The organism is Shinella zoogloeoides (genome assembly GCF_022682305.1).
Taxonomy (GTDB): Bacteria; Pseudomonadota; Alphaproteobacteria; order Rhizobiales; family Rhizobiaceae; genus Shinella; species Shinella zoogloeoides_B.
Window position 1 is genome coordinate 1,581,259 of record NZ_CP093528.1, and the last position, 20,229, is coordinate 1,601,487.

Below are 20,229 nucleotides of genomic sequence, written 5' to 3' on the forward strand. Positions count from 1 at the left end.
CGCTCGATCCCCCCGCATTTTTCCTTTGATCCACCGAAAACGGATGATATAGAGACGCCGCGCTCGGAAGGCGTCATGAGCAGCGGCATCGGCCCGCTCGTGGCACGGCGGTTTCTCGAGGCGCGGGTATGGTGAAATTGGTAGACACGCCAGATTTAGGTTCTGGTGCCGCAAGGCGTGGGAGTTCAAGTCTCTCTACCCGCACCAGAGCCACCGGACACGGAAACGGAGGTTTCCGCGCCGTGTGGAGCATGAGAGCGCCATTTTGCTTGCCAAAAGGCCATCGAATTCAGTAAAGCCACAGCCGGCAAATGGACCGGCGGGGTGCTCGCCATAACCGGAAGGCCGGTTTGAGCACCGCCAACTCGAAATGAAGGTTTGAACATGCAGGTTATCGAAACGCTCGCTGAAGGGCTGAAGCGCGAAATCAAGGTCGTCATCCCGGCCAAGGACATGGAAGCTCAGATGAACGAGCGTCTTGAAGACGTGAAGGGCCGTGTCCGCATCAACGGCTTCCGTCCGGGCAAGGTGCCGTTCGCACATCTCAAGAAGATGTACGGCAAGTCCGTCATGGCCGAACTCGTCAACGAAATCGTCCGCGACCGTCCGTCCGCGATTCTCTCCGAGCGCGGCGAAAAGTCCGCCACGCAGCCGGAAGTCGGCATGACCGAAGACCAGGCCGAAGCGGAAAAGATCCTCGCCGGCGAGGCAGATTTCGAATTCACCCTGTCTTACGAAGTCATTCCGGCCATCGCGCTGAAGGACAATTCCGGCATCGCCGTCACGCGCGAAGTCGTTGACGTCGACGCCAAGGAAGTCGACGACCAGATCCTGAAGATCGCCGAAAGCGCCCGTTCCTACGAGACGAAGAAGGGCAAGGCCGCCGACGGCGACCGCGTTACCATCGACTATCTCGGCAAGGTCGACGGCGTCGCCTTCGACGGCGGCAAGGACGAAGACGCAGAACTCGTCCTCGGCTCCAACCGCTTCATCCCGGGCTTCGAAGAGCAGCTCGTCGGCCTGAAGGCTGGCGACGAGAAGGTCATCACCGTTACCTTCCCGGCTGACTACCCGGCCGCAAACCTTGCCGGCAAGGAAGCCACCTTCGACATCAACGTCAAGGAAGTCGCTGCCGCTGCCGACATCGAGATCAACGACGACCTCGCTTCCAAGCTCGGCCTCGAATCGGCCGACAAGCTGCGCGAAATCGTCCGCGGCCAGATCGAAAGCCAGTACGGCTCGGTCACCCGCCAGAAGGTCAAGCGTCAGATCCTCGACCAGCTCGACGAGATGTACAAGTTCGACACGCCTTCGCGCCTGGTCGACGCCGAGTTCGAAAACATCTGGCGTCAGATCAACACGGACCTCGCACAGTCGGGCAAGACCTTCGCTGACGAAGACACGACCGAAGAAGCCGCTCGCGAAGAATACCGCAAGCTGGCCGAACGCCGCGTTCGCCTCGGCCTCGTTCTCTCAGAAATCGGCGAAAAGGCCGGCGTCCAGGTAACGGACGAAGAGATGCAGCAGTCGCTCTTCCAGCAGCTCCGCCAGTTCCCGGGCCAGGAAAAGCAGATCCTCGAATACTTCCAGAAGACCCCGGGCGCAGCCGCTTCGCTCCGCGCACCGATCTTCGAAGAGAAGGTCGTCGATCACCTGCTCGGCGAGATCAAGGTAACGGACAAGTCCGTTTCCAAGGACGAGCTGATGGCTGACGACGAAGAAGGCTCCGACAAGGACGCCAAGAAGGCCGCGCCGAAGAAGAAGGCTGCCGCCAAGGCCGAAGCTGCGGAAGGCGAAGATGCCGCTCCGAAGAAGAAGGCCCCGGCCAAGAAGAAGGCCGCTGAAGGCGACGCCGAGTAATCGGCTCTTGCAATCACAAACGAAAAGGCCGCCCTCGGGCGGCCTTTTTGCATTTGAGCGTTGCGATGGGTGAAGCGCCGGAGCGCCGTCACTCCTGCTGCGAGAGGTCACCCATGCGGTTCCAGGCGTCGAGGCCGGCGATCTTGTAGGCTTCGGCGAGCGTCGGGTAGTTGAAGGTGTTTTCGACGAAATATTCGACGGTGCCCTTCAGGTTCAGCACGGCCTGGCCGATATGCACCAGCTCGGTCGCGCCTTCGCCGACGATATGCACGCCGAGCAGACGGCGCGTCTTCAGCGAGAAGATCATCTTCAGGAGGCCGGAATTGAGGCCCATGATGTGGCCGCGCGACGTCTCGCGGAAACGCGCCATGCCGCATTCATAGGGAATGCCGCGCTCCTTGACTTCCTCTTCGGTGAGGCCGCAGGTCGAGATTTCCGGTACCGCATAGATGCCGTAGGGGAAGTATTTCGGCGGCTCCTTGGCGATCGCCCCAACGGCGACGCGGGCGGCGATGCGGCCCTGTTCCATGGAGGTGGAGGCAAGGCTGGGGAAGCCGACGACGTCGCCGGCGGCATAGATATGCGGCACCTCGGTCTGGAAGGTTTCCGGGTTGACGCTGAGGCGGCCGCGCGAATCGGCGGTAAGGCCGGCGGCGGCAAGGTTCAGGCTGTCCGTCGCGCCGACGCGGCCGGCGGCATAGAGCACCATGTCGCAGGTGACATGGCGGCCGTTGTCCAGCGTGATCTCGCACTTCCCGTTTTCGAGCTTCTCCACCTTGTCGGCCTTCTGGCCGAGGATGAGCTTCATGTTGCGGTCGCGCAGGTCGTGGATGAATTCCTCGACGATCTCGCGGTCGATGAAGTCGAGGATGGTCGGCTTGGGATCGATGACCGTGACCTGCGTATCGAGCGCGGAGAAGATCGTCGCATATTCGATGCCGATGACGCCCGCGCCGATAACGGCCATGGAGCGCGGCAGTTCCTTGATGTCGAGCAGTTCATCGCTATCGAGGATGCTGGCGCCGTCGAACGGAATGCTCTCCGGCCGGTAGGGCTTCGTGCCGACGGCGAGCATGATGCTCTTGGCCTGCACATGGATGGTTTCGCCGTCGTCCTTGACGATTTCGAGCGTATCGGCGGCGACGAACCGTGCCTTGCCCCGGATGTGCTGTACGCGGTTGCGGGCGAACTGATGCTCCAGCACCTCCACCTCATGATCGAGCGTGATGAGCAGGCGGCGGCGCAGGTCGTCGGCGCTGATTTCCTGCTTCACGCGGTAGGCGCGGCCGTAGAAGCCGCGCTCACGCCAGCCGGAAAGGTTGAGCGCCGTTTCGCGCAACGTCTTGGAGGGAATGGTGCCGGTATGCACCGAGACGCCACCGACGCGCTTGCCCTGTTCGATGACGAGAACCTTGCGCCCGAGCTTGGCTGCCTGGATGGCGCCCCGGCGGCCTGCGGGGCCGCTGCCCACGACGACGAGATCATATTCCTGCATGTGAGATTGCCCCAGTCTTTGCGGGAAGGCCGTTGCCACGCGGCAAACGTCTTCACCGAGCAATTTTCGTCGACCGAATATGGCGGGAAACCGTTTCAAACGGATGAAAGCCCGCCCCCGGCTTTGGAATTTCACATAAGTCTCAGTCCTTTGAGACTGGCGTGCCCGTCCTTGCCGATGATGATGTGGTCATGGACAGTGATACCAAGCGGACGGGCGGTTTCCACGATCGTCTTCGTCATGTCTATGTCCGCCCGCGACGGGGTCGGGTCACCGGAGGGGTGGTTATGGACGAGAATGATGGCGGTGGCGGAAAGTTCCAGCGCGCGCCGCACCACCTCGCGCGGATAGACCGGCGTGTGATCGACCGTGCCGCGGCCCTGCACCTCGTCGGCGATCAGCGCGTTGCGCTTGTCGAGGAAGAGGATGCGGAACTGCTCGCGCGGCTCGTGCGCCATGGCGGCATGGCAATACTGGATGACGGAGGACCACGAGGCGAGCACGGTCTTGTTGCGGATCTCGCTCTTCAGCGTGCGCTGGGCGACGGCGGAGATGAGCTTGAGATCGAGCGCCACGGCCTCGCCAATGCCCTTGACCTCCTGCAGCAAGGCGGGCGTCGCGCCGAAGACGCCGGAAAGCGTGCCGAATCGGTCGAGCAGCGCCTTTGCCACCGGCTTGGTGTCGCGACGTGGAATGAGGCGGAAGAGGAGGAGTTCGAGGATTTCGTAGTCGGCGAGGGCGGTGTCGCCGTTGTCGCGGAAGCGGGTGCGCAGGCGCTCGCGATGGCCGTGATAGTGTTTGTCGTCCGCCTGCGGCACGGGCTTTGCCGGGGTGGCGCGGGCCGGTCGCTCGAAGAAATGGCCGCGCTCGTCGCCACCGTCGAAGAGATCGTCAGCGGGCGGCACGGCGTCCTCCACCTCGGAGAGGGAAGGAATGCCGGTGCGTCCGCGCGATCCCGTCATGGGCGGCCTATGCGGGAAGGCCGGGGCGGTCGAGGCCGCCGGGCGACAGGGTGAATATCTCGCAACCATCGGTCGTGACGCCGACGGTGTGCTCGTACTGGGCGGAAAGCGAGCGGTCGCGCGTGACCGCCGTCCAGCCGTCCGAAAGCACTTTCACATGGGGGCGTCCGAGATTGATCATCGGCTCGATGGTGAAGATCATGCCTTCCTTCATTTCCGGCCCTTCATTGGCGCGGCCGTAATGCAGGATGTTCGGCGCATCGTGGAAGAGCCGGCCGACGCCGTGACCGCAGAAGTCGCGTACCACCGAGCAGCGTTCCGCTTCCGCATAGGTCTGGATGGCCTCGCCGATGGCGCCGGTGCGTGCGCCGGGCCTTACGGCGGCGATGCCGCGCATCAGGCATTCATGAGTGACTTCCAGCAGGCGCTCGGCGGCGCGCTTGATCTCTCCGACCGGATACATGCGGCTCGAATCGCCGTGCCAGCCGTCGAGGATGAAGGTGACGTCGATATTGACGACATCGCCCTCGCGCAGCGGCTTGTCGTTTGGGATGCCGTGGCAGACGACGTGGTTGATCGAGGTGCAGCTCGATTTGGTGTAGCCGCGATAGTTCAGCGTCGCGGGGAGTGCGCCGTGATCCATGCCGAACTCGAAGACGAAGCGGTCGATGACATCGGTGGCGACGCCCGGCTTGACCAGCGGGTAAAGCTCATCGAGGCAGCGGGCCGTGAGCTGGCAGGCCTTGCGCATGCCGGCGAAGGCGTCCGCGTCGTAGAGGCGGATCACGCCCGTGTTCTTGAGCGGCGCGGAGGTCGCGTCGATATAGGTCACCATGGTCGAACTTTCACTCGTCTTTGAAAGACCGTCATAAATCAGCGACACCGGGTTCGTCCATGGCGATCGACGCCACAGGCCGGATTTGCTCCGAAGTAACGGCACATTTGACCGCATAGGCCTCGACGCCACGCGAAAGCGCGCGCCGGAAGCCGCTGGCATAGAAGGGGTCGAGATCGGCGCAGATGCGGAAGGTGTCGCAGTCCTCGCGCTGGATGAGATAGAGCATGATGGCGCGGAAGCCGGCCTCGGCCATGTCGCCCAGCTCCTCCAGATGCTTTGCGCCGCGCGCCGTCACCGTATCGGGAAATTCGGCAAGGCCCGGCGTGCGGCGGAAATGCACGTTCTTCACCTCGACATAAGCCTGCGGGCGGGTATCGCCGGACAGGAGGATGTCGATGCGCGAGTTGCGGCCGTATTTCTTCTCCCGCTCCAGCACCGGATAGGTGCCGAGATCGGCAACGAGGCCGGCAAGGATCGCTTCCTCCGCCAGCCGATTCGGCAGGCCCGTATTGATACCGACGACGGTGTCGTCCGTTTCCACGAGTTCGAGGCGATGGCGGTGCTTGCGCGTCGGGCTGTCGCTCTCCGACATCCAGACGCGCGAGCCGGGTGCAGTGAGGCCGCGCATGGAGCCGGTATTGGGGCAGGAACCGGTGATCGCCGTCCCGTCATCAAGGATGGCGTCGAAAAGGAAACGCTTGTAGCGCTGCACGAGGGTGCCGGAAACCAGCGGCGGATCGAACTTCATGGAGCGTCAGGCACGCACGCGCACATAGGAGCCGGGAGCTTCTTCAATGGAGTTCATCTTCCCGCCGGTCTTGCGGGCCGGCACCATGCGGTCGTCCTCGGCCTTAATCCATTCGTGCCAGTGCGGCCACCAGGAGCCGGGCGTTTCCTCCGCCTTCTTCACCCAGTCCTCGAACTCGCCCTTCACCGGGCCGCCGGTCCAGTACTGGTACTTCATCTTGTCGGGCGGGTTGACGACGCCGGCGATATGGCCGGAGCCGGCCATGACATAGGTGACCTTGCCACCGAAGGACTTGCTGCCGACGAAGACCGATTTCGCCGGCGCGATATGGTCCTCCTTGGTGGCGAGATTGTAGATCGGTATCTTCACGTCCTTCAGCGAAAGCTTTTTGCCGGCCAGCACCATCTCGCCCTTGGAGAGGGTGTTATTAAGATAACAATTCCTCAGATAAAACGAATGGTTGGCGGCAGGCATTCGCGTGGAATCTGAATTCCAGTAGAGCAGGTCGAAGGGCATAGGTTCCTGGCCCTTCAGGTAGTTGTTGACGAAATAGGGCCAGATCAGTTCCGAGGCGCGCAGCATGTTGAAGGCGGTCGCCATCTTGGAGCCGTCGAGATAGCCGGTCGCCTTCATGCCCCTTTCGATGACACCGATCTGGTCCTCGTCGGCAAAGACCTTGAGATCGCCTGCATGGGTGAAATCGACCTGGGTGGTGAAGAGCGTGGCGGTGCGGATGCGCTTGTCGCCTTCCTGTCCGTGCAGGGCGAGCGTGGCGGACAGCAGCGTGCCGCCGACACAGTAGCCGATGGCGTTCACCTCTTCCTCGCCCGTTGCCTGTTTGATCGTATCAAGCGCGAAGCCGATGCCCTCGCGGGCATAGGATTCCCAATCCTTGTCCGCATGCCGCTCGTCCGGGTTCACCCAGGAGATGACGAAGACCGTATGGCCTTGATCGACCGCCCATTTGATGAAGGATTTCGCGGGGTTGAGGTCGAGGATGTAGAACTTGTTGATCCATGGCGGGCAGATGAGGAGAGGGCGCTTCAGCACCTTGTCCGTCGTGGCGTCGTACTGGATCACCTGGCAGACATCGCTCTGCGCCAGCACCTTGCCCGGCGTCATCGCCATGTTCTCGCCGATGGCAAACTTGCTGGTGTCCGTCTGGCGCATCTTGAGGTCGCCCTTGCCGGCGGCGATGTCCTCGGCGAGCATCTTCATGCCACGCACGAGGTTCTCGCCGTTCGAGGCGACCGTCTCGCGGTAGAGCTGCGGGTTGGTGGTGACGAAGTTGGTCGGCGAAATCGCGCTCGCGATCTGCTTCACATAGAAGCCTGCCTTGTGGCGGGTGTGCTCGTCGAGGCCGTCGGCGTCGGCGACCAGCTTTTCCGCCCAGTCGGAGGTTACGAAATAAGCCTGCCGCAGGAAGTCGAAGAACGGGTTCTTCACCCAGTCTTCGTCCGCGAAACGCTTGTCTTTGGCGTGCGGGTCGGGTGTCTGGTCGCTCTCCTGGCCGCCAAGCCTGTTCAGCGTGCGCGACCAGATGTTGAAATAGCTGCCGAGCAGCATGGTCTGCGCCTCAAGTGTGCGGCGCGGGTCGGCAAGCCAGTATTCCGACACTTTGGAGAGGGTCTTGACCATGTCGACCATCGGCTCGGCGACGGTATCGACCTTCTCGCCGCTCTCGCGGGGCGCGAGCCATGCAGACGCGGCCTTGCCGAGCTGTTCGACGGTGCGGGCGAAATTGACTGTCAGCGCCTCGGGATCCTTGACGATATAGGGCTCGATGGCGGCGGGATCGAAGGGCTGAAAACCGGGCTTGTCCCCGGCTGCAACGCGTTCCTTCGCCTTGCGTTCCTCGGACATCGTTCCCTCCCGATTTTATTGTTACGTTTGTATTTTTACATTCTGTTCGAAACAGATTACAAGGGCCTGACAGCCTTTCGCCGCAATATCCGGAACCGGTGGTTTCGACAGGAGCATACAGCCACATGGCGTTCGAAATCAGGCGCTTGAGCGCCGTTCTTCTCATGGCCGCAACGTCGGCGGCCCTCGTTTCCTGCGCCTCTTCCGAAGCGCCCGCCACGGTCAATGCCGGCGCCAACCGCGCGGACACCTATCCGGATATCACCGCGATCGTGAGCGCCGAGACGAAGCAGATGAGTGACGAGGAAGTCGCCGATTACGGTTCGCGTCTCTCGGCGCTTGCAAGCCGCCGCAAGTCGGGTACGATTTCCGACGCCGAGTACCGTCGCCAGCTTGCCGAATTGCAGGCGCTGCGCGACAACCACGGCAAGGCCGCGCTTGCCGAGATCGAAGGCACGAAATAGCGCTTGCGTTTCTTGCCGTTTGGCAGCAAAGCGGAAGACGGCCATTTGGCCGCCGGCGCGGGCGGAGCGCCTTCATTTTGAACGCTTTCGCCCTTATCCGGTCATTTGAATCGCGTGGAGTTTCGTCGTCCGGCCGGACTGCCGGAGGGCTCCGCGCCCAACGGGGTTAGAGATGGAAGAGTTTCACAAGGTCCGGCGTCTGCCGCCGTATGTTTTCGAACAGGTCAACCGTTTGAAAGCAAGCGCGCGAGCGGGCGGCGCCGACATCATCGACCTTGGCATGGGCAACCCCGACCTGCCGACGCCGAAAGCCATTGTCGACAAGCTGTGCGAAGTGGTCCAGGACCCGCGCACGCACCGCTATTCCTCGTCCAAGGGCATTCCCGGCCTCCGCCGCGCGCAAGCCGCCTATTACGCCCGCCGCTTCGGCGTGAAGCTGAACCCGGAGACGCAGGTCGTCGCGACCCTCGGCTCCAAGGAAGGCTTCGCCAACATGGCGCAGGCCATCACCGCGCCGGGCGACGTCATCCTCTGCCCGAACCCGACCTATCCGATCCACGCCTTCGGCTTCCTGATGACCGGCGGCGTCATCCGTTCCATTCCGGTGGAGCCGGACGAGACCTTCTTCCCGCCGCTCGAGCGCGCCGTGCGCCACTCGATCCCGAAGCCGCTGGCGCTGATTCTGAACTATCCGTCGAACCCGACGGCGCAGGTTGCCACGCTCGATTTCTACAAGGACGTCATCGCCTTTGCGAAGAAGCACGACATCATCGTGCTTTCCGACCTTGCCTATTCGGAAATCTACTTCGACGACACGCCGCCGCCGTCCGTGCTGGAAGTGCCGGGCGCCATGGACGTGACGGTGGAGTTCACCTCCATGTCGAAAACCTTTTCCATGCCCGGCTGGCGCATGGGCTTTGCCGTCGGCAACGAGCGTCTGATCGCCGCCCTGACGCGCGTGAAGTCCTATCTCGACTACGGCGCCTTCACGCCGATCCAGGTGGCCGCGACCCATGCGCTGAACGGCGATGGTTCGGACATCGCAGAAGTGCGCAATGTCTACAAGCGCCGCCGCGACGTGATGGTCGAGAGCTTCGGCAAGGCCGGTTTCGAAGTGCCGCCGCCGGCCGCAACCATGTTCGCCTGGGCGAAGATCCCGGAAAAGTTCCGCCATCTCGGCTCGCTGGAATTCTCCAAGCTGCTCGTCGAGAAGGCGGATGTCGCCGTCGCCCCGGGCGTTGGCTTCGGAGAGCTCGGCGACGATTACGTCCGCCTCGCGCTGGTCGAGAACGAGCACCGCATCCGCCAGGCTGCGCGCAATATCAAGAAGTTCCTTTCCACGGCCGACGAGACGATGCACAACGTCATCTCGCTGAACGCCCATCGCTAATGAAATCCGCCCTCCGCGCTTCCAGCGGAGGGCTTTTCCAAAAACGCATAGGACATGACCATGGCTGATGCCCTGAAGATCGGCATTGCGGGCTTGGGGACCGTTGGTGCCTCGCTCGCGAAGATTCTCGTCGAACGCAGGGACATGCTTCAGACGACGTGCGGCCGGCCGATCGAGATCGTCGCCGTCACGGCGCGCACGAAGGGTCGCGATCGCGGCGTCGATCTGTCCGCGGCCGAATGGTTCGACGATGCGGTTTCGCTCGCCGGAAATGCGAAGATCGACGTCTTCGTGGAATTGATGGGTGGGTCGGGCGACCCGGCCTATTCCGCCGTTAAGGCGGCGCTGTCGCGCGGCGTCCATGTCGTGACGGCCAACAAGGCGCTGCTTGCCGCCCACGGCGTCGAGCTTGCCGGCATTGCCGAAAAGCACGGCTGCATCCTCAACTACGAGGCGGCGGTTGCTGGTGGCATCCCGGTCATCAAGGCGCTGCGTGAATCCCTGACGGGCAACACGATTTCCCGCGTCTATGGCATCATGAACGGCACCTGCAACTACATCCTCACCAAGATGGAGAAGGAGGGGCTGTCCTTCGAGGCCTGCCTGAAGGAAGCCCAGCGCCTCGGTTATGCCGAAGCCGACCCGGCCTTCGATATCGAGGGCAACGATACGGCGCACAAGCTTTCGATCCTGACGACGCTTGCCTTCGGTACGAAGATCGCGGCCGACGACATCTATCTCGAAGGCATCACCAACATCTCCATCGACGACATCCGCGCCGCCGCCGATCTCGGCTACCGCATCAAGCTGCTCGGCGTGGCGCAGAAGACCGATACGGGCGTCGAACAGCGCGTTCACCCGACCATGGTGCCGCTCGACAGCGTCATCGCGCAGGTGGACGGCGTGACGAATGCGGTCGCCGTCGAATCGGACATTCTGGGCGAACTCCTGATGGTCGGCCCCGGCGCCGGCGGCAATGCCACGGCCTCCGCCGTGCTCGGCGACATCGCCGACATCGCCAAGAGCCGTCCGGGCGCACAGACCGTTCCGGTCCTCGGCCGCCCGGCCGCGGCGCTTGCGCCCTACAAGCGCGCGCAGATCCGCAAGCATCACGGCGGCTATTTCATCCGCCTTTCGGTGGAGGACCGCACGGGCGTCTTCGCCAGCATCGCCAGGCACATGGCGGAGAACGGCATCTCGCTGGAATCCATCGTGCAGCGCGCGCAGTCCACGGCCGAATCGACCGATCCGAAAACGATCATCCTCGTCACCCATGCGACGATGGAGGATTCCGTCCGCAAGGCCGTCGCTTCCATCAAGAGCGAAGGCTACCTCGTCGGCGAACCGCAGGTGATCCGCATCGAGCGGCCGAAGGCGGCTTGATTTTCGCTTGTCACCGTAAACCATCCAGTGCCCGCCTCCGCCCTTGCGCCGGAGCGCGGGCACTGGTCTTTTAGGCCAAGCAGGAACGCCGCCATGAGCATGTTGGAAAACGCAGATCCCGTCAGCCGGGCCTTTCTCGGCGTCGAGCGCTCGGCGACCGGGCAGCGCTGGGTGGCGAGGCTCGACCAGGTGGGGGAGAACCGCGCGCTGGCGATGAGCCAGACCCATGGCCTGCCGGACCTCATCTCCCGCGTGCTTTCGGGGCGGGGCGTTGCTTTCGAGGGCGCACTGGAATTCCTCGATCCGACGTTGCGCCGGCTGATGCCGGAACCCTACAGCCTGGTGGATTGCGAGGCGGCGACGGAGCGGCTGGCGCGCGCCATCGAGCGGCGCGAGCGGGTGGCGATCTTCGGCGACTACGATGTCGACGGGGCGTCGTCCTCCGCCTTGCTCTATCGTTTCCTGACGCATTTCGGCGTGCCGGCGGAAATCTATATCCCCGACCGTATTTTCGAGGGCTACGGCCCGAACCCCAACGCCATCGGCCAGCTCATCGACCGGGGTGCACAACTGATCGTGACGGTCGATTGCGGTTCCACGAGCCACGAATCGCTCGCCGTCGCGAAGGAGCGGGGCATCGATGTCATCGTCATCGATCACCATCAGGTCGGTGAGGAGCTGCCGCCGGCCGCGGCGCTGGTCAATCCGAACCGCGAGGACGACCTGTCGGGACAGGGGCACCTGTCCGCCGCCGGTGTCGTCTTCCTCGTGCTGGTGGCGCTGCAGCGGCTTCTGCGCCAGCGCGGCGATGCACGGGCTACGAGCTTCGACCTTCTCTCCATGCTCGACCTTGTGGCGCTGTCCACGGTCTGCGACGTCGTTCCGCTGAAGGGGCTGAACCGCGCCTATGTGGTCAAGGGCCTCGTCGCCGCGCGCCATCTCGGCAATGCGGGCCTGACGGCGCTGCTGAAGCAGGCGGGTATCGGCGGGCCGGTGACGCCCTATCATCTCGGCTTCCTCGTCGGCCCGCGCATCAATGCCGGCGGGCGCATCGGGGACGCGGCGCTCGGTAGCCGCCTGCTGACCATTGACGAGCCGGGTGAGGCCGAACGCATAGCGAAACAACTCGACGAGCTGAATCGCGAGCGGCAAGCCATGGAGGCCGCCATGCTGGCGGAAGCCGAGGCCGAAGCGCAGGCCGAATACGGAACGGGCGACAACGCCTCGGTGATCCTGACGGCCCGTGAGGGCTGGCATCCGGGAGTCGTCGGGCTGCTCGCCTCGCGGCTGAAGGACCGTTTTCGCCGCCCGGCCTTCGCCATCGCTTTCGACCCTTCCGGCAAGGGCACCGGTTCCGGCCGCTCGATCAGCGGTTTCGACCTTGGGCGCATGGTCCGTGCGGCGGTGGAGGAGGGCATCCTCGTCAAGGGCGGTGGCCACGCCATGGCGGCGGGCCTGACGGTGGAGCGGGAAAAGCTCGGCCGCCTGCGCAGCTTCTTCGAGGAGCGTACGCAGCGCACCGTGCCGAATCTGGTGGCGACGGAAACCCTGAAGATCGACGGCGCGCTCAGCGCCTCGGGCGCGACGCTGGCGCTCGCCGATCAACTCGAACAGGCCGGTCCCTACGGCTCCGGCCATCCGCAGCCCATCTTCGCGCTGCCGGCACACCGCGTTCGCGATGTGCGGCCTGTCGGCGTGAACCATCTGCGTGTCGGCCTCGAAGGCCCGGATGGCGGCCGGCTCGACGCCATGGCCTTCCGCGCGGCGGAGGCCGATCTCGGGCTTTTCCTGATGAAGGAGCGTGGTCAGACCGTGCATCTGGCCGGCACGCTCTCGGCCGATAGCTGGCAGGGAAACCAGCGTATCCAGTTCCGCATCATCGACGCAGCGAAAGCGTTCTGAAGCGCGCTGGACTGTCGAAATTCGGGGAGGGAAGGTGGCACGCCCTAGGGGAGTCGAACCCCTCTTTCCAGAATGAAAATCTGGCGTCCTAACCGATAGACGAAGGGCGCGTGCGGTGGGCGTTTTCTAGTCGGGAGCGCGGATTCGCGCAAGTCCCTAAATGCAGGAATTTTCAGTTTTTTTCGCTGGCGCAAGCATATGGCTGCGCGCGTTGCGGAGGCACGGTTCAAGGGTTTGCGAAGGGAGAGGGTGGCACGCCCTAGGGGAGTCGAACCCCTCTTTCCAGAATGAAAATCTGGCGTCCTAACCGATAGACGAAGGGCGCGTGCGGTGGGCGTCTTCTAGTCGGGACGCGGCGGATGCGCAAGACGGAAAATCATGTTCCGCGCAACTTTTTCAACAGCGCGCACGGATGGTTCAGACAGATAAAACGGCTTGTTTCAGGGGAGGGAACCGTGGCACGCCCTAGGGGAGTCGAACCCCTCTTTCCAGAATGAAAATCTGGCGTCCTAACCGATAGACGAAGGGCGCGTGCGGTGGGCGTCTTATAGAAGGGCGCTTTTTAATGCGCAAGCGGGAAAAAGCCGTTGCGGCAAAAAAATGGAAAGCCGCCCGAAGGCGGCTCTGGATGGCGAAAAAACCATCGATCGCAATGGCTTGGCATCTACCGTCATTTGCGCCGGCGGCAGCGCCAGTTCCAGTCGCGCTCCGGGCCGACGTCGATATGCACGGATTCGGTATGGCAATAAGTGCCGACGCCGCCACGTCCGGGCATGCTGCGCAGATATTCCGCCAGCTCCCATTTGGTGACGCCCGCGATCTGGATATCGGCCGCCTCGCAGCGCGTGTGCAGCGATTGCTTGGCGCGGTTCACCTTGATGTCGCGCAGGCCTGAGGTGACGATGATCGGCTTGTCGTAGTGCTTCTCGATCGTCTTCAGCACCTGCAGCAGCTCCGGCTTGAAGCAGCCCGTCTTCACCTTCTCGGTCTGCAGCCAAAGGCCGTTCGGCGCTAGGCGTGCGAGACCGGCGAGCGAGGCCACTTCCTTGAACTGCGGCGTACCATCCTCGACCTCTTCGGCTTCGGAGTGATCGTTGGTGTCGGTGGAGAAAAGGGCGTTGGCGCCTTTAACGCCGGGCAGGGTGCCGAGTGAGGCCGTCTGCATGGCGCCGGCGCTGTTACGGTTGAGCGTGCGGCGCGCCGTTCCGGAGAATCGCTGACCGTCGAACTGTTCCGCCTGTCCGCTCTTGTCGGCGAAGAGGGAACCGTCCGGCAGCGCATCGGCCGTCGCCGGCATGGCGAGCGCCCGGTCGGCGGCGTTGCCTGCCGCCGGCTCTTCCACAAGCGCGGTGCGGGCCGTCTTGGGGATAGGAATATTCGCCGGCAACACGACGGCCTGGCCGTCCTCGAAGGTCGCGACCTGCTGGCCCGTTGCGCCGACCGGCGGCATGTCCTCGACGGGCAGGCGGCCGGTCTGGTCGGTGCCCTGCTGGGCTGTCCCGGCATAGAGGCTGTTTACGGCGGCGTTCGTGCCGGCGGTCTGGCCTGCATAGGCCGAGCCCGCCGGGCTGACCTGTCCGCCGTTGGAATAGATACTGGCCTGACCGGCATTGAGTGCCGCCGGCTGCATGATCGCACCGGCCATGTCGCGCGCGGCTTCGCCGCCCGCCTGCTGCTGATCGGCCGTTGCATCTGCGGCGACGCCGGAAGCCTGCGTCGATGCGCCGGCGACGACAGGCGTCGTGGTCTCCGCCGCGCCGCCTTCGGCCACGGTCTCTTCTTCCTGCGCGGGCGTCATGTCCGCGCGCATATCGCTGGAGACTGCGGAAACGCAGCCCGAGAGTGTGGCGACCGAAACGGCCAGCAGCAATCCATACCGCAGCGTTTTCAAGACCGGCCGCTTTCCTTGCATGTCCTGCAAAGGCTTTCCCCCGCTTTCGACGTTCGTGCCCCCGGTCTTGCCGCCGTCGGGCCATTTCTTCAAACAGTCGCAACCGCAATCGAGAAAGCCGGACGGGCCAGGCTGCGGTTGCCGCGATGTTACCGTTTCGGCCAAGGGTGTAAAGGCCGAAGCGCTGAAGCCGTGAAACGCAGAACGGGAAGCAATCCGGCCCAAAAACGGCCAAACGCCCCCTCACGCTGGCGAACGACCGGAATCGCAAGAAAATCCCGGTCAAATACGGCGAAACAATGGTTTGTGACGGAGGGTATAGGACGCAAGCTTTACCCGGAGCTTGCGTCCCGGCCGTTTACCAGGCGCCCGTATTGCCCATCGAGACCCACGGCTCGGCCGGTGCAAGGCGTTCGCCCTTCTGCAGGATTTCGATGGAAATGCCGTCCGGCGAGCGCACGAAGGCCATGTGGCCGTCGCGCGGCGGGCGATTGATCGTGACACCGCCGTCCATCAGCTTGCGGCAGAACGCATATATATCGTCGACCTCATAGGCGAGGTGGCCAAAATTGCGCCCGCCGGTATAATCCTCGCTGTCCCAGTTATAGGTGAGTTCCAGGCAGGGGGCGGCCTTGTCGCGCGCTGCCGCGACGTCCTCGGGCGCGGCGAGGAAGATCAGCGTGAAACGGCCGTTCTCGTTCTCGTGGCGGCGGACTTCCTGAAGGCCGAAAAGCGTGCAGTAGAAATGAAGGGACTGGTCGACATCTTTGACGCGGACCATCGTATGAAGATAACGCATTGGAAAATCCTCTGAAAGGGAATCGCCCGGAAGGTTAGGGTTTTGTCAGCTTCAGGCAAGCCTTGCGGCCTACCAATGCGATCGGCAAAACTTTCAAAGGGGCTTGCGCATTCGCATCGGGACAATGTTATTCTGATTATCAAGAATCAGTTAACCGTAACTCATGTGACGCGTAAACGAGGGGCTGGCAGGTCATGGTGGACAGGGTGTCTTCAAAGGAAATCACGATGCGTGATGACCAGGGCAACGACGCTGTCGATCTGATTGAGATCACCGGCGTCATCAAGTGGTTCGACGTCGCCAAGGGCTTCGGCTTCATCGTGCCGGACAACGGCATGCAGGACGTTCTCCTGCATGTGACGTGCCTGCGCCGCGACGGCTACCAGACGGTTCTGGAAGGCACGCGCGTCGTCGCCCTCATCCAGAAGCGCGACCGCGGCTACCAGGCGTTCCGCATCCTTTCCATGGACCAGACGACGGCCATTCATCCCTCGCAGCTTCCGCCGGTCAAGACGCATGTGCAGGTTACGCCGTCGAGCGGGCTGGAGCGCGTTCTCGTCAAGTGGTTCAACCGGACCAAGGGTTTCGGCTTCCTGACGCGCGGCGAGGGCACGGAAGATATCTTCATCCATATGGAGACGCTGCGTCGCTTCGGCCTTACGGAGCTGCGCCCCGGCCAGGTCGTGCTGGTGCGTTTCGGCGACGGCGACAAGGGCCTGATGGCCGCGGAAATCCACCCGGACATGCCGGTCGCCGGAAACAGGGCGCACTGATGTCAGCGGCTTTCGCACGCCCCTTCGGCTTCGCCCGTCTGGCAAGCGCCGTCCTGGCGCTTTTTCTTTGCCTGTCGTTCAACGCTGCGGCCGGCGAAAAATTCGACAGCCAGCCGCTGACCATTGTCACGAAGGACGGCAAGAGCCATACCTTCACGGTGGAGCTCGCCGTGACACCGCGCCAGCGCGAGCAGGGATTGATGAACCGCCGCGAAATGGCCGATGACCACGGCATGCTCTTCGCCTTCGGCGAGACGCGGCAGGTCTATATGTGGATGAAGAACACCTATATCCCGCTCGACATGCTCTTCATCGGCAAGGACGGCAAAATCCGCACCATCAGGCAGAATGCCGAACCGCTTTCCGAGGCGATCATCGATTCGGGCGGCCCGATCGATTATGTGTTGGAACTGAACGGCGGCACCGCGAAACGTCTCGGCATCCGCGCCGGCAACCGCGTGCGGAATGAACTGATGGATTCGCTGCGCAAGGGACAATAACAGGCGCTCATCTTCTCCGCTCTGGGAAGATGGGAGAACCGCTTGCGGAATTGGCGCTACCGTTCGCCTTCTGCCCGGGAAGAAAAGAGGCCCGGTAACAGGCCTCCTTTTATAAGTGATGCCAGGTAGTTGCCGTGAACTAGCTGGGCGGGACAACGCCCGCCCGTACCCTTTAGTTTCTTATGTAATCGCAGATCGTTTTGAAGCCGGCGGCGAGCAGTCGCGCCTGAGCCGCACCGTTATGGCATTGCGTCATGGAGGTGAGACGAAAGGCGCGCTGGCACTTCCCTTCTTCCGCAGCCTTTACGGCGTGCTCCATGACGCAGGCGCGGTTCCCTTTGCCAAGACAGGCATCCACGCCGAGTTGCGCATAGGCGCCATCGCAATCGGCAGGGCCGGTGTCCTGCATGGCCCAGCTTACATCGTTCTGCCATGAGTCTTGAGCGAATGCCGCGCCGCCGATTGCGGAAAACAGGCACAGCAGTAATACTTTACGCATCGTGGTTTCCTCCAGCCCATTGGTTCCATAGCGCGATGCCGCCATCGCCCTCGACATGTCTTTTCTGTCGCGGCTTAGGTGTCAGATTGTTTTGTTCGTGGATCGCTCTACCATTGGATGTAATCATCCGGCTGGGTGAAAAGCAAGTGAAAATTGCTTTCGCGTAAAATGCAACTTTGTAGCGCAAATCTGCAGGATGCGTCGCCACCAATGCAAAGGAAACGCGCAACAATGCTCATGTTGGAAATGGCGACCCCTGCAGGGCTCGAACCTGCGACATTCTGCTTAGAAGGCAGATGCTCTATCCAGCTGAGCTAAGGGGCCGGAGGGACCTTAGTGGGTCCAGGGCTGCATGCGGTTGAAGCGGAAGTTATCCGGGTAGGCGACGCGCTTGCGGGTCGATTCCTTCGGTTCGATCAGGCGGTATTCGATACCGTTGCGTTCCGCATAGGCAATCGCTTCCTCGCTCGTTTCGAAGGTCAGCTTCACCTGCTGGTACATGTCGCCCGAGCTGGTGTAGCCCATGATCGGATCGATCGTCCGCGGCTTTTCGGCATCGAACTCCAGCACCCAGAGGTGAGTCTTGGCCTTGCCGGACTGCATGGCTGTCTTGGCGGGACGATAGATCTTCGCGGTCATCGAAGCGGCTCCAGAATTCTCGCATACGGACACGCCGTTCCGCCGGCGCGCGTTCGGGAATGCATAACCCAGATTCCGTAAAGGGGGAATGACTGGAAGGAACATTCGGCATCGAGACGCCCGCCGGACGTGGTCGGAGTGGAGAGATTCGAACTCCCGACCCTCTGGTCCCAAACCAGATGCGCTACCAGACTGCGCTACACTCCGTCCGTCCCGGCGATGGGGAGATACACGCATCCGGCTCCCGTCGCAACAGCAAATGGGTGGTTTGACACACTTGTAGAAGGAAATGCGGCAAGGCCTATCGGGGCGGCCGTTCAGGGGCCGGCCGCGGCCTCCTTGAGTTCGCAGGCGCCGGTGCCGATCGTCATCGTATTGCCGCGCCAGTCGATGGTTCCACCGAGCCAGGCACGCAGCCAGATAGCGGGCAGCAGGAGGTCGCGGACAATCAGCGCCGGGATCGACAGGAGCGAGAACCGCCAGCCCTTGGCGCGGGCGAGGGCGGCTTCCGGCAGGTAGATACCGATGAAGACCAGTAGAGCGGCGAGCGGCAGCGATGCGCCGGCAAGGGTGGCGGCGGCGAGGGCAAGCAGCAGGGGCGGCAGTATGCCGAGCAGGATCTCCGGCGCGAAGAAGCGGGGGAAGGTGACACGGCGAAGGCGCGACCAGCGGCATTGGCGCGACCAGATTTCCCGCCCGGTGCGCCGCCCCAGCGGCTGTTCGAAGGGGGAGGAGACGAGGTGGACCTTGAGGCCGAGACGGTTCACCAGCTTGGTCGAGGCGGCGTCTTCGGCGATTTCCGCATTCAGGGCGTGGATGCCGCCATTCGCATCCAGCAGCGGCTTGTGCCAGAGCATGCTCTTGCCCTGCGCGAAGCCGAGGCCGAGCGCTTCGCCGGCATATTGCCAGCGCGCCTGCTGGGTATTGAGAAACATGCATTCCACCTCCGCCCAGAAACCGTCCGGCCGGGAGCCGAGCGGCGTGGAGCAGACGAGGCCGGAATCGCGGCGCCAGCCGCCCACGAGATGCTGGATATAGTCCGCCGGCATCAGCACGTTCGAATCGGCGAGGATCACCCAGGCGTGGCGGGCCGCCTGCCAGCCCTTGACGCAGTTGTTGAGCTTCGGGTTCGCGCCGACGCGGTCGTCGCCGACGAGGATGCGCGCTTCGATGTGCGGATAGGCGGCGGCCGTCTTCTCGATCATCGCGACGATCGGATCGTTGCCGTGGGCGACGCAGAAGAGCAGCTCATAGCGCGGCCAGTCGAGGCGGAAGGCGCGAGCGAGTGTCTCGCCCGAAAAGCGCTCGACGCCGCGCACGGGGATGACGACGGAGACCGGCGGCTTGCCGCCGAGGGCCGGCGGCGGCGCGCCGGCGGGTTTCAGCCGTTTTCCGGCGATAAGGATGCTGGCGAGATTGGTCGCAACGAGGGCGCCGGAGGCAAGGGCGAGGGCCTGGGCCATGTCCATTCAGGCATACTCCGATGGGCGCCGGCCGTCTTGCGGCCGCTGCCGGGTGCATTCACGCGGCAAGAGACACCATCGTCCCATGACAGGGGCATGACGGTGCGCGCCCCTCGGCCGGAATGCGCCGTCCGGATCGATGGGCCGAACAGCGCTTCCCGCGTGGTTTCAGGAGGTTATGACAGGAATTCGGCAGTCGTCGTGACCGTGCCGTAGCCGAATTCGAGGGCGGACATGATCGTGGCGTGGACCTGCGCTGCCGGCACGACCGAATCGCCGAAGGCCTTGTCGCGGGTCGCGCAGGCGTCGTGCACGACGGTGAGGCCGTAGCCGAGATCGGCCGCCGCGCGCGCCGTGGCGTCGATGCACACGTCGCTCATCGCGCCGACCACCACGACGTCGCTGACGCCGTCTGCCTGAAGGGTCTCCTGCAGTGCCGTCTCACGGAAGGAGTTCGGGTAGGCCTTGACGATGACCGTATCGCCCGTTTGCGGCGCGACGACCGGGATCGGCTGGATGCCGTCCGTGTTCGGCGCGAACAGCGGGGAGTCGGCCTCCTTCGAGATGTGGTGGACATGCACGATGCGGTCGCCCTTCCGGCGGGCCGCCTCGACGACGCGGGCGGCATTGGCGGCGGCCGTGTCGATGCCGGTCAGCGCGAAACTGCCGGTGGCGAGATAGTCCTTCTGGAGATCGACGACGATAATGGCGCGTTTGCTCATGGGAAATCCTTTCCTGACGGAGTGTCATGGACATATTG

General features: G+C 63.3%; 18 protein-coding genes and 6 tRNA genes. 8 read left to right on the top strand and 16 right to left on the bottom strand.

The features are described from left to right. The first annotated feature begins 122 nt into the window (after positions 1-122). Positions 123-207, top strand: a tRNA-Leu gene (locus tag MOE34_RS08185). A gap of 177 nt (positions 208-384) precedes the next feature. Then, positions 385-1,860 carry a trigger factor gene (tig, locus tag MOE34_RS08190; RefSeq protein WP_242222751.1) on the top strand — a complete coding sequence of 492 codons (1,476 nt, stop codon included), beginning with the start codon at positions 385-387 and terminating at the stop codon, positions 1,858-1,860. A gap of 88 nt (positions 1,861-1,948) precedes the next feature. On the opposite strand, the gene sthA is transcribed toward tig, so the two are convergent. The 5 genes from sthA to MOE34_RS08215 all read right to left on the bottom strand — a co-directional run bounded on the left by sthA (position 1,949) and on the right by MOE34_RS08215 (position 7,766). Continuing rightward, complete coding sequence (sthA, locus tag MOE34_RS08195; protein ID WP_242222753.1) at positions 1,949-3,355, bottom strand: Si-specific NAD(P)(+) transhydrogenase; 1,407 nt, start codon at positions 3,353-3,355, stop codon at positions 1,949-1,951. 131 nt (positions 3,356-3,486) lie between these two features. Further along, on the bottom strand, positions 3,487-4,317 hold the full coding sequence (radC, locus tag MOE34_RS08200; protein WP_242222754.1) for a RadC family protein: 831 nt from the start codon (positions 4,315-4,317) through the stop codon (positions 3,487-3,489). A 7-nt stretch (positions 4,318-4,324) separates the two neighbouring features. Beyond that, positions 4,325-5,152 (bottom strand): type I methionyl aminopeptidase, encoded by an 828-nt coding sequence (gene map / locus MOE34_RS08205; RefSeq protein ID WP_242222756.1) that lies wholly within the window; start codon positions 5,150-5,152, stop codon positions 4,325-4,327. Between the two features lie 31 nt (positions 5,153-5,183). Further along, complete coding sequence (sfsA, locus tag MOE34_RS08210) at positions 5,184-5,903, bottom strand: DNA/RNA nuclease SfsA (RefSeq protein WP_242222758.1); 720 nt, start codon at positions 5,901-5,903, stop codon at positions 5,184-5,186. Between the two features lie 6 nt (positions 5,904-5,909). Beyond that, on the bottom strand, positions 5,910-7,766 hold the full coding sequence (locus MOE34_RS08215) for a PHA/PHB synthase family protein (RefSeq protein ID WP_242222759.1): 1,857 nt from the start codon (positions 7,764-7,766) through the stop codon (positions 5,910-5,912). A gap of 125 nt (positions 7,767-7,891) precedes the next feature. On the opposite strand from MOE34_RS08215, the gene MOE34_RS08220 reads away from it, so the two are divergent. The 4 genes from MOE34_RS08220 (at position 7,892) to recJ (ending at position 12,905) form a co-directional block, all read left to right on the top strand. Continuing rightward, the gene (locus MOE34_RS08220; RefSeq protein WP_242222761.1) at positions 7,892-8,230 is read left to right on the top strand and encodes an SHOCT domain-containing protein; all 339 of its coding nucleotides are present in this window, start codon (positions 7,892-7,894) and stop codon (positions 8,228-8,230) included. A 172-nt stretch (positions 8,231-8,402) separates the two neighbouring features. After that, positions 8,403-9,620, top strand: coding sequence for an LL-diaminopimelate aminotransferase (locus MOE34_RS08225; protein WP_242222763.1), 1,218 nt, complete (start codon positions 8,403-8,405; stop codon positions 9,618-9,620). Between the two features lie 60 nt (positions 9,621-9,680). Then, positions 9,681-11,003 carry a homoserine dehydrogenase gene (locus tag MOE34_RS08230; protein WP_242222765.1) on the top strand — a complete coding sequence of 441 codons (1,323 nt, stop codon included), beginning with the start codon at positions 9,681-9,683 and terminating at the stop codon, positions 11,001-11,003. Between the two features lie 99 nt (positions 11,004-11,102). After that, the gene (recJ, locus tag MOE34_RS08235; RefSeq protein WP_431522434.1) at positions 11,103-12,905 is read left to right on the top strand and encodes a single-stranded-DNA-specific exonuclease RecJ; all 1,803 of its coding nucleotides are present in this window, start codon (positions 11,103-11,105) and stop codon (positions 12,903-12,905) included. Positions 12,906-12,940: 35 nt separating this feature from the next. Here recJ and MOE34_RS08240 read toward each other — a convergent pair. The 5 genes from MOE34_RS08240 to MOE34_RS08260 all read right to left on the bottom strand — a co-directional run bounded on the left by MOE34_RS08240 (position 12,941) and on the right by MOE34_RS08260 (position 15,595). Further along, positions 12,941-13,015 (bottom strand) — tRNA-Glu (locus tag MOE34_RS08240). Between the two features lie 140 nt (positions 13,016-13,155). Continuing rightward, positions 13,156-13,230: transfer RNA gene (locus tag MOE34_RS08245), tRNA-Glu, on the bottom strand. Between the two features lie 131 nt (positions 13,231-13,361). Next, positions 13,362-13,436: transfer RNA gene (locus MOE34_RS08250), tRNA-Glu, on the bottom strand. A gap of 139 nt (positions 13,437-13,575) precedes the next feature. Then, entirely contained in the window at positions 13,576-14,796 is a 1,221-nt protein-coding gene (locus MOE34_RS08255) for a D-Ala-D-Ala carboxypeptidase family metallohydrolase (RefSeq protein WP_242222769.1), read from the bottom strand. Between the two features lie 358 nt (positions 14,797-15,154). Then, a complete protein-coding gene (locus MOE34_RS08260) occupies positions 15,155-15,595 on the bottom strand; it encodes a VOC family protein (protein WP_242222771.1) in 441 nt (146 codons plus the stop codon). 194 nt (positions 15,596-15,789) lie between these two features. Between MOE34_RS08260 and MOE34_RS08265 the strand changes: the two genes are divergently transcribed. Then, a complete protein-coding gene (locus MOE34_RS08265) occupies positions 15,790-16,368 on the top strand; it encodes a cold-shock protein (protein ID WP_242222773.1) in 579 nt (192 codons plus the stop codon). Beyond that, a complete protein-coding gene (locus MOE34_RS08270) occupies positions 16,368-16,868 on the top strand; it encodes a DUF192 domain-containing protein (RefSeq protein ID WP_242222775.1) in 501 nt (166 codons plus the stop codon). The genes MOE34_RS08265 and MOE34_RS08270 overlap by 1 nt, the downstream gene beginning before the upstream one ends. A 172-nt stretch (positions 16,869-17,040) precedes the next feature. Here MOE34_RS08270 and MOE34_RS08275 read toward each other — a convergent pair whose 3' ends face one another. The 6 genes from MOE34_RS08275 to MOE34_RS08300 form a co-directional block, all read right to left on the bottom strand. Beyond that, positions 17,041-17,424: a hypothetical protein gene (locus tag MOE34_RS08275; protein ID WP_242222778.1), complete on the bottom strand. Its 384-nt coding sequence runs from the start codon at positions 17,422-17,424 to the stop codon at positions 17,041-17,043. Between the two features lie 190 nt (positions 17,425-17,614). Then, positions 17,615-17,691: transfer RNA gene (locus MOE34_RS08280), tRNA-Arg, on the bottom strand. Between the two features lie 9 nt (positions 17,692-17,700). Then, on the bottom strand, positions 17,701-18,006 hold the full coding sequence (locus MOE34_RS08285; RefSeq protein ID WP_242222780.1) for an ETC complex I subunit: 306 nt from the start codon (positions 18,004-18,006) through the stop codon (positions 17,701-17,703). Positions 18,007-18,136: 130 nt separating this feature from the next. Next, positions 18,137-18,213: transfer RNA gene (locus tag MOE34_RS08290), tRNA-Pro, on the bottom strand. A 110-nt stretch (positions 18,214-18,323) separates the two neighbouring features. Further along, entirely contained in the window at positions 18,324-19,475 is a 1,152-nt protein-coding gene (locus MOE34_RS08295; protein WP_242222782.1) for a ceramide glucosyltransferase, read from the bottom strand. A gap of 170 nt (positions 19,476-19,645) precedes the next feature. Next, the gene (locus tag MOE34_RS08300; RefSeq protein ID WP_242222784.1) at positions 19,646-20,191 is read right to left on the bottom strand and encodes a cysteine hydrolase family protein; all 546 of its coding nucleotides are present in this window, start codon (positions 20,189-20,191) and stop codon (positions 19,646-19,648) included. Positions 20,192-20,229: the final 38 nt, after the last annotated feature.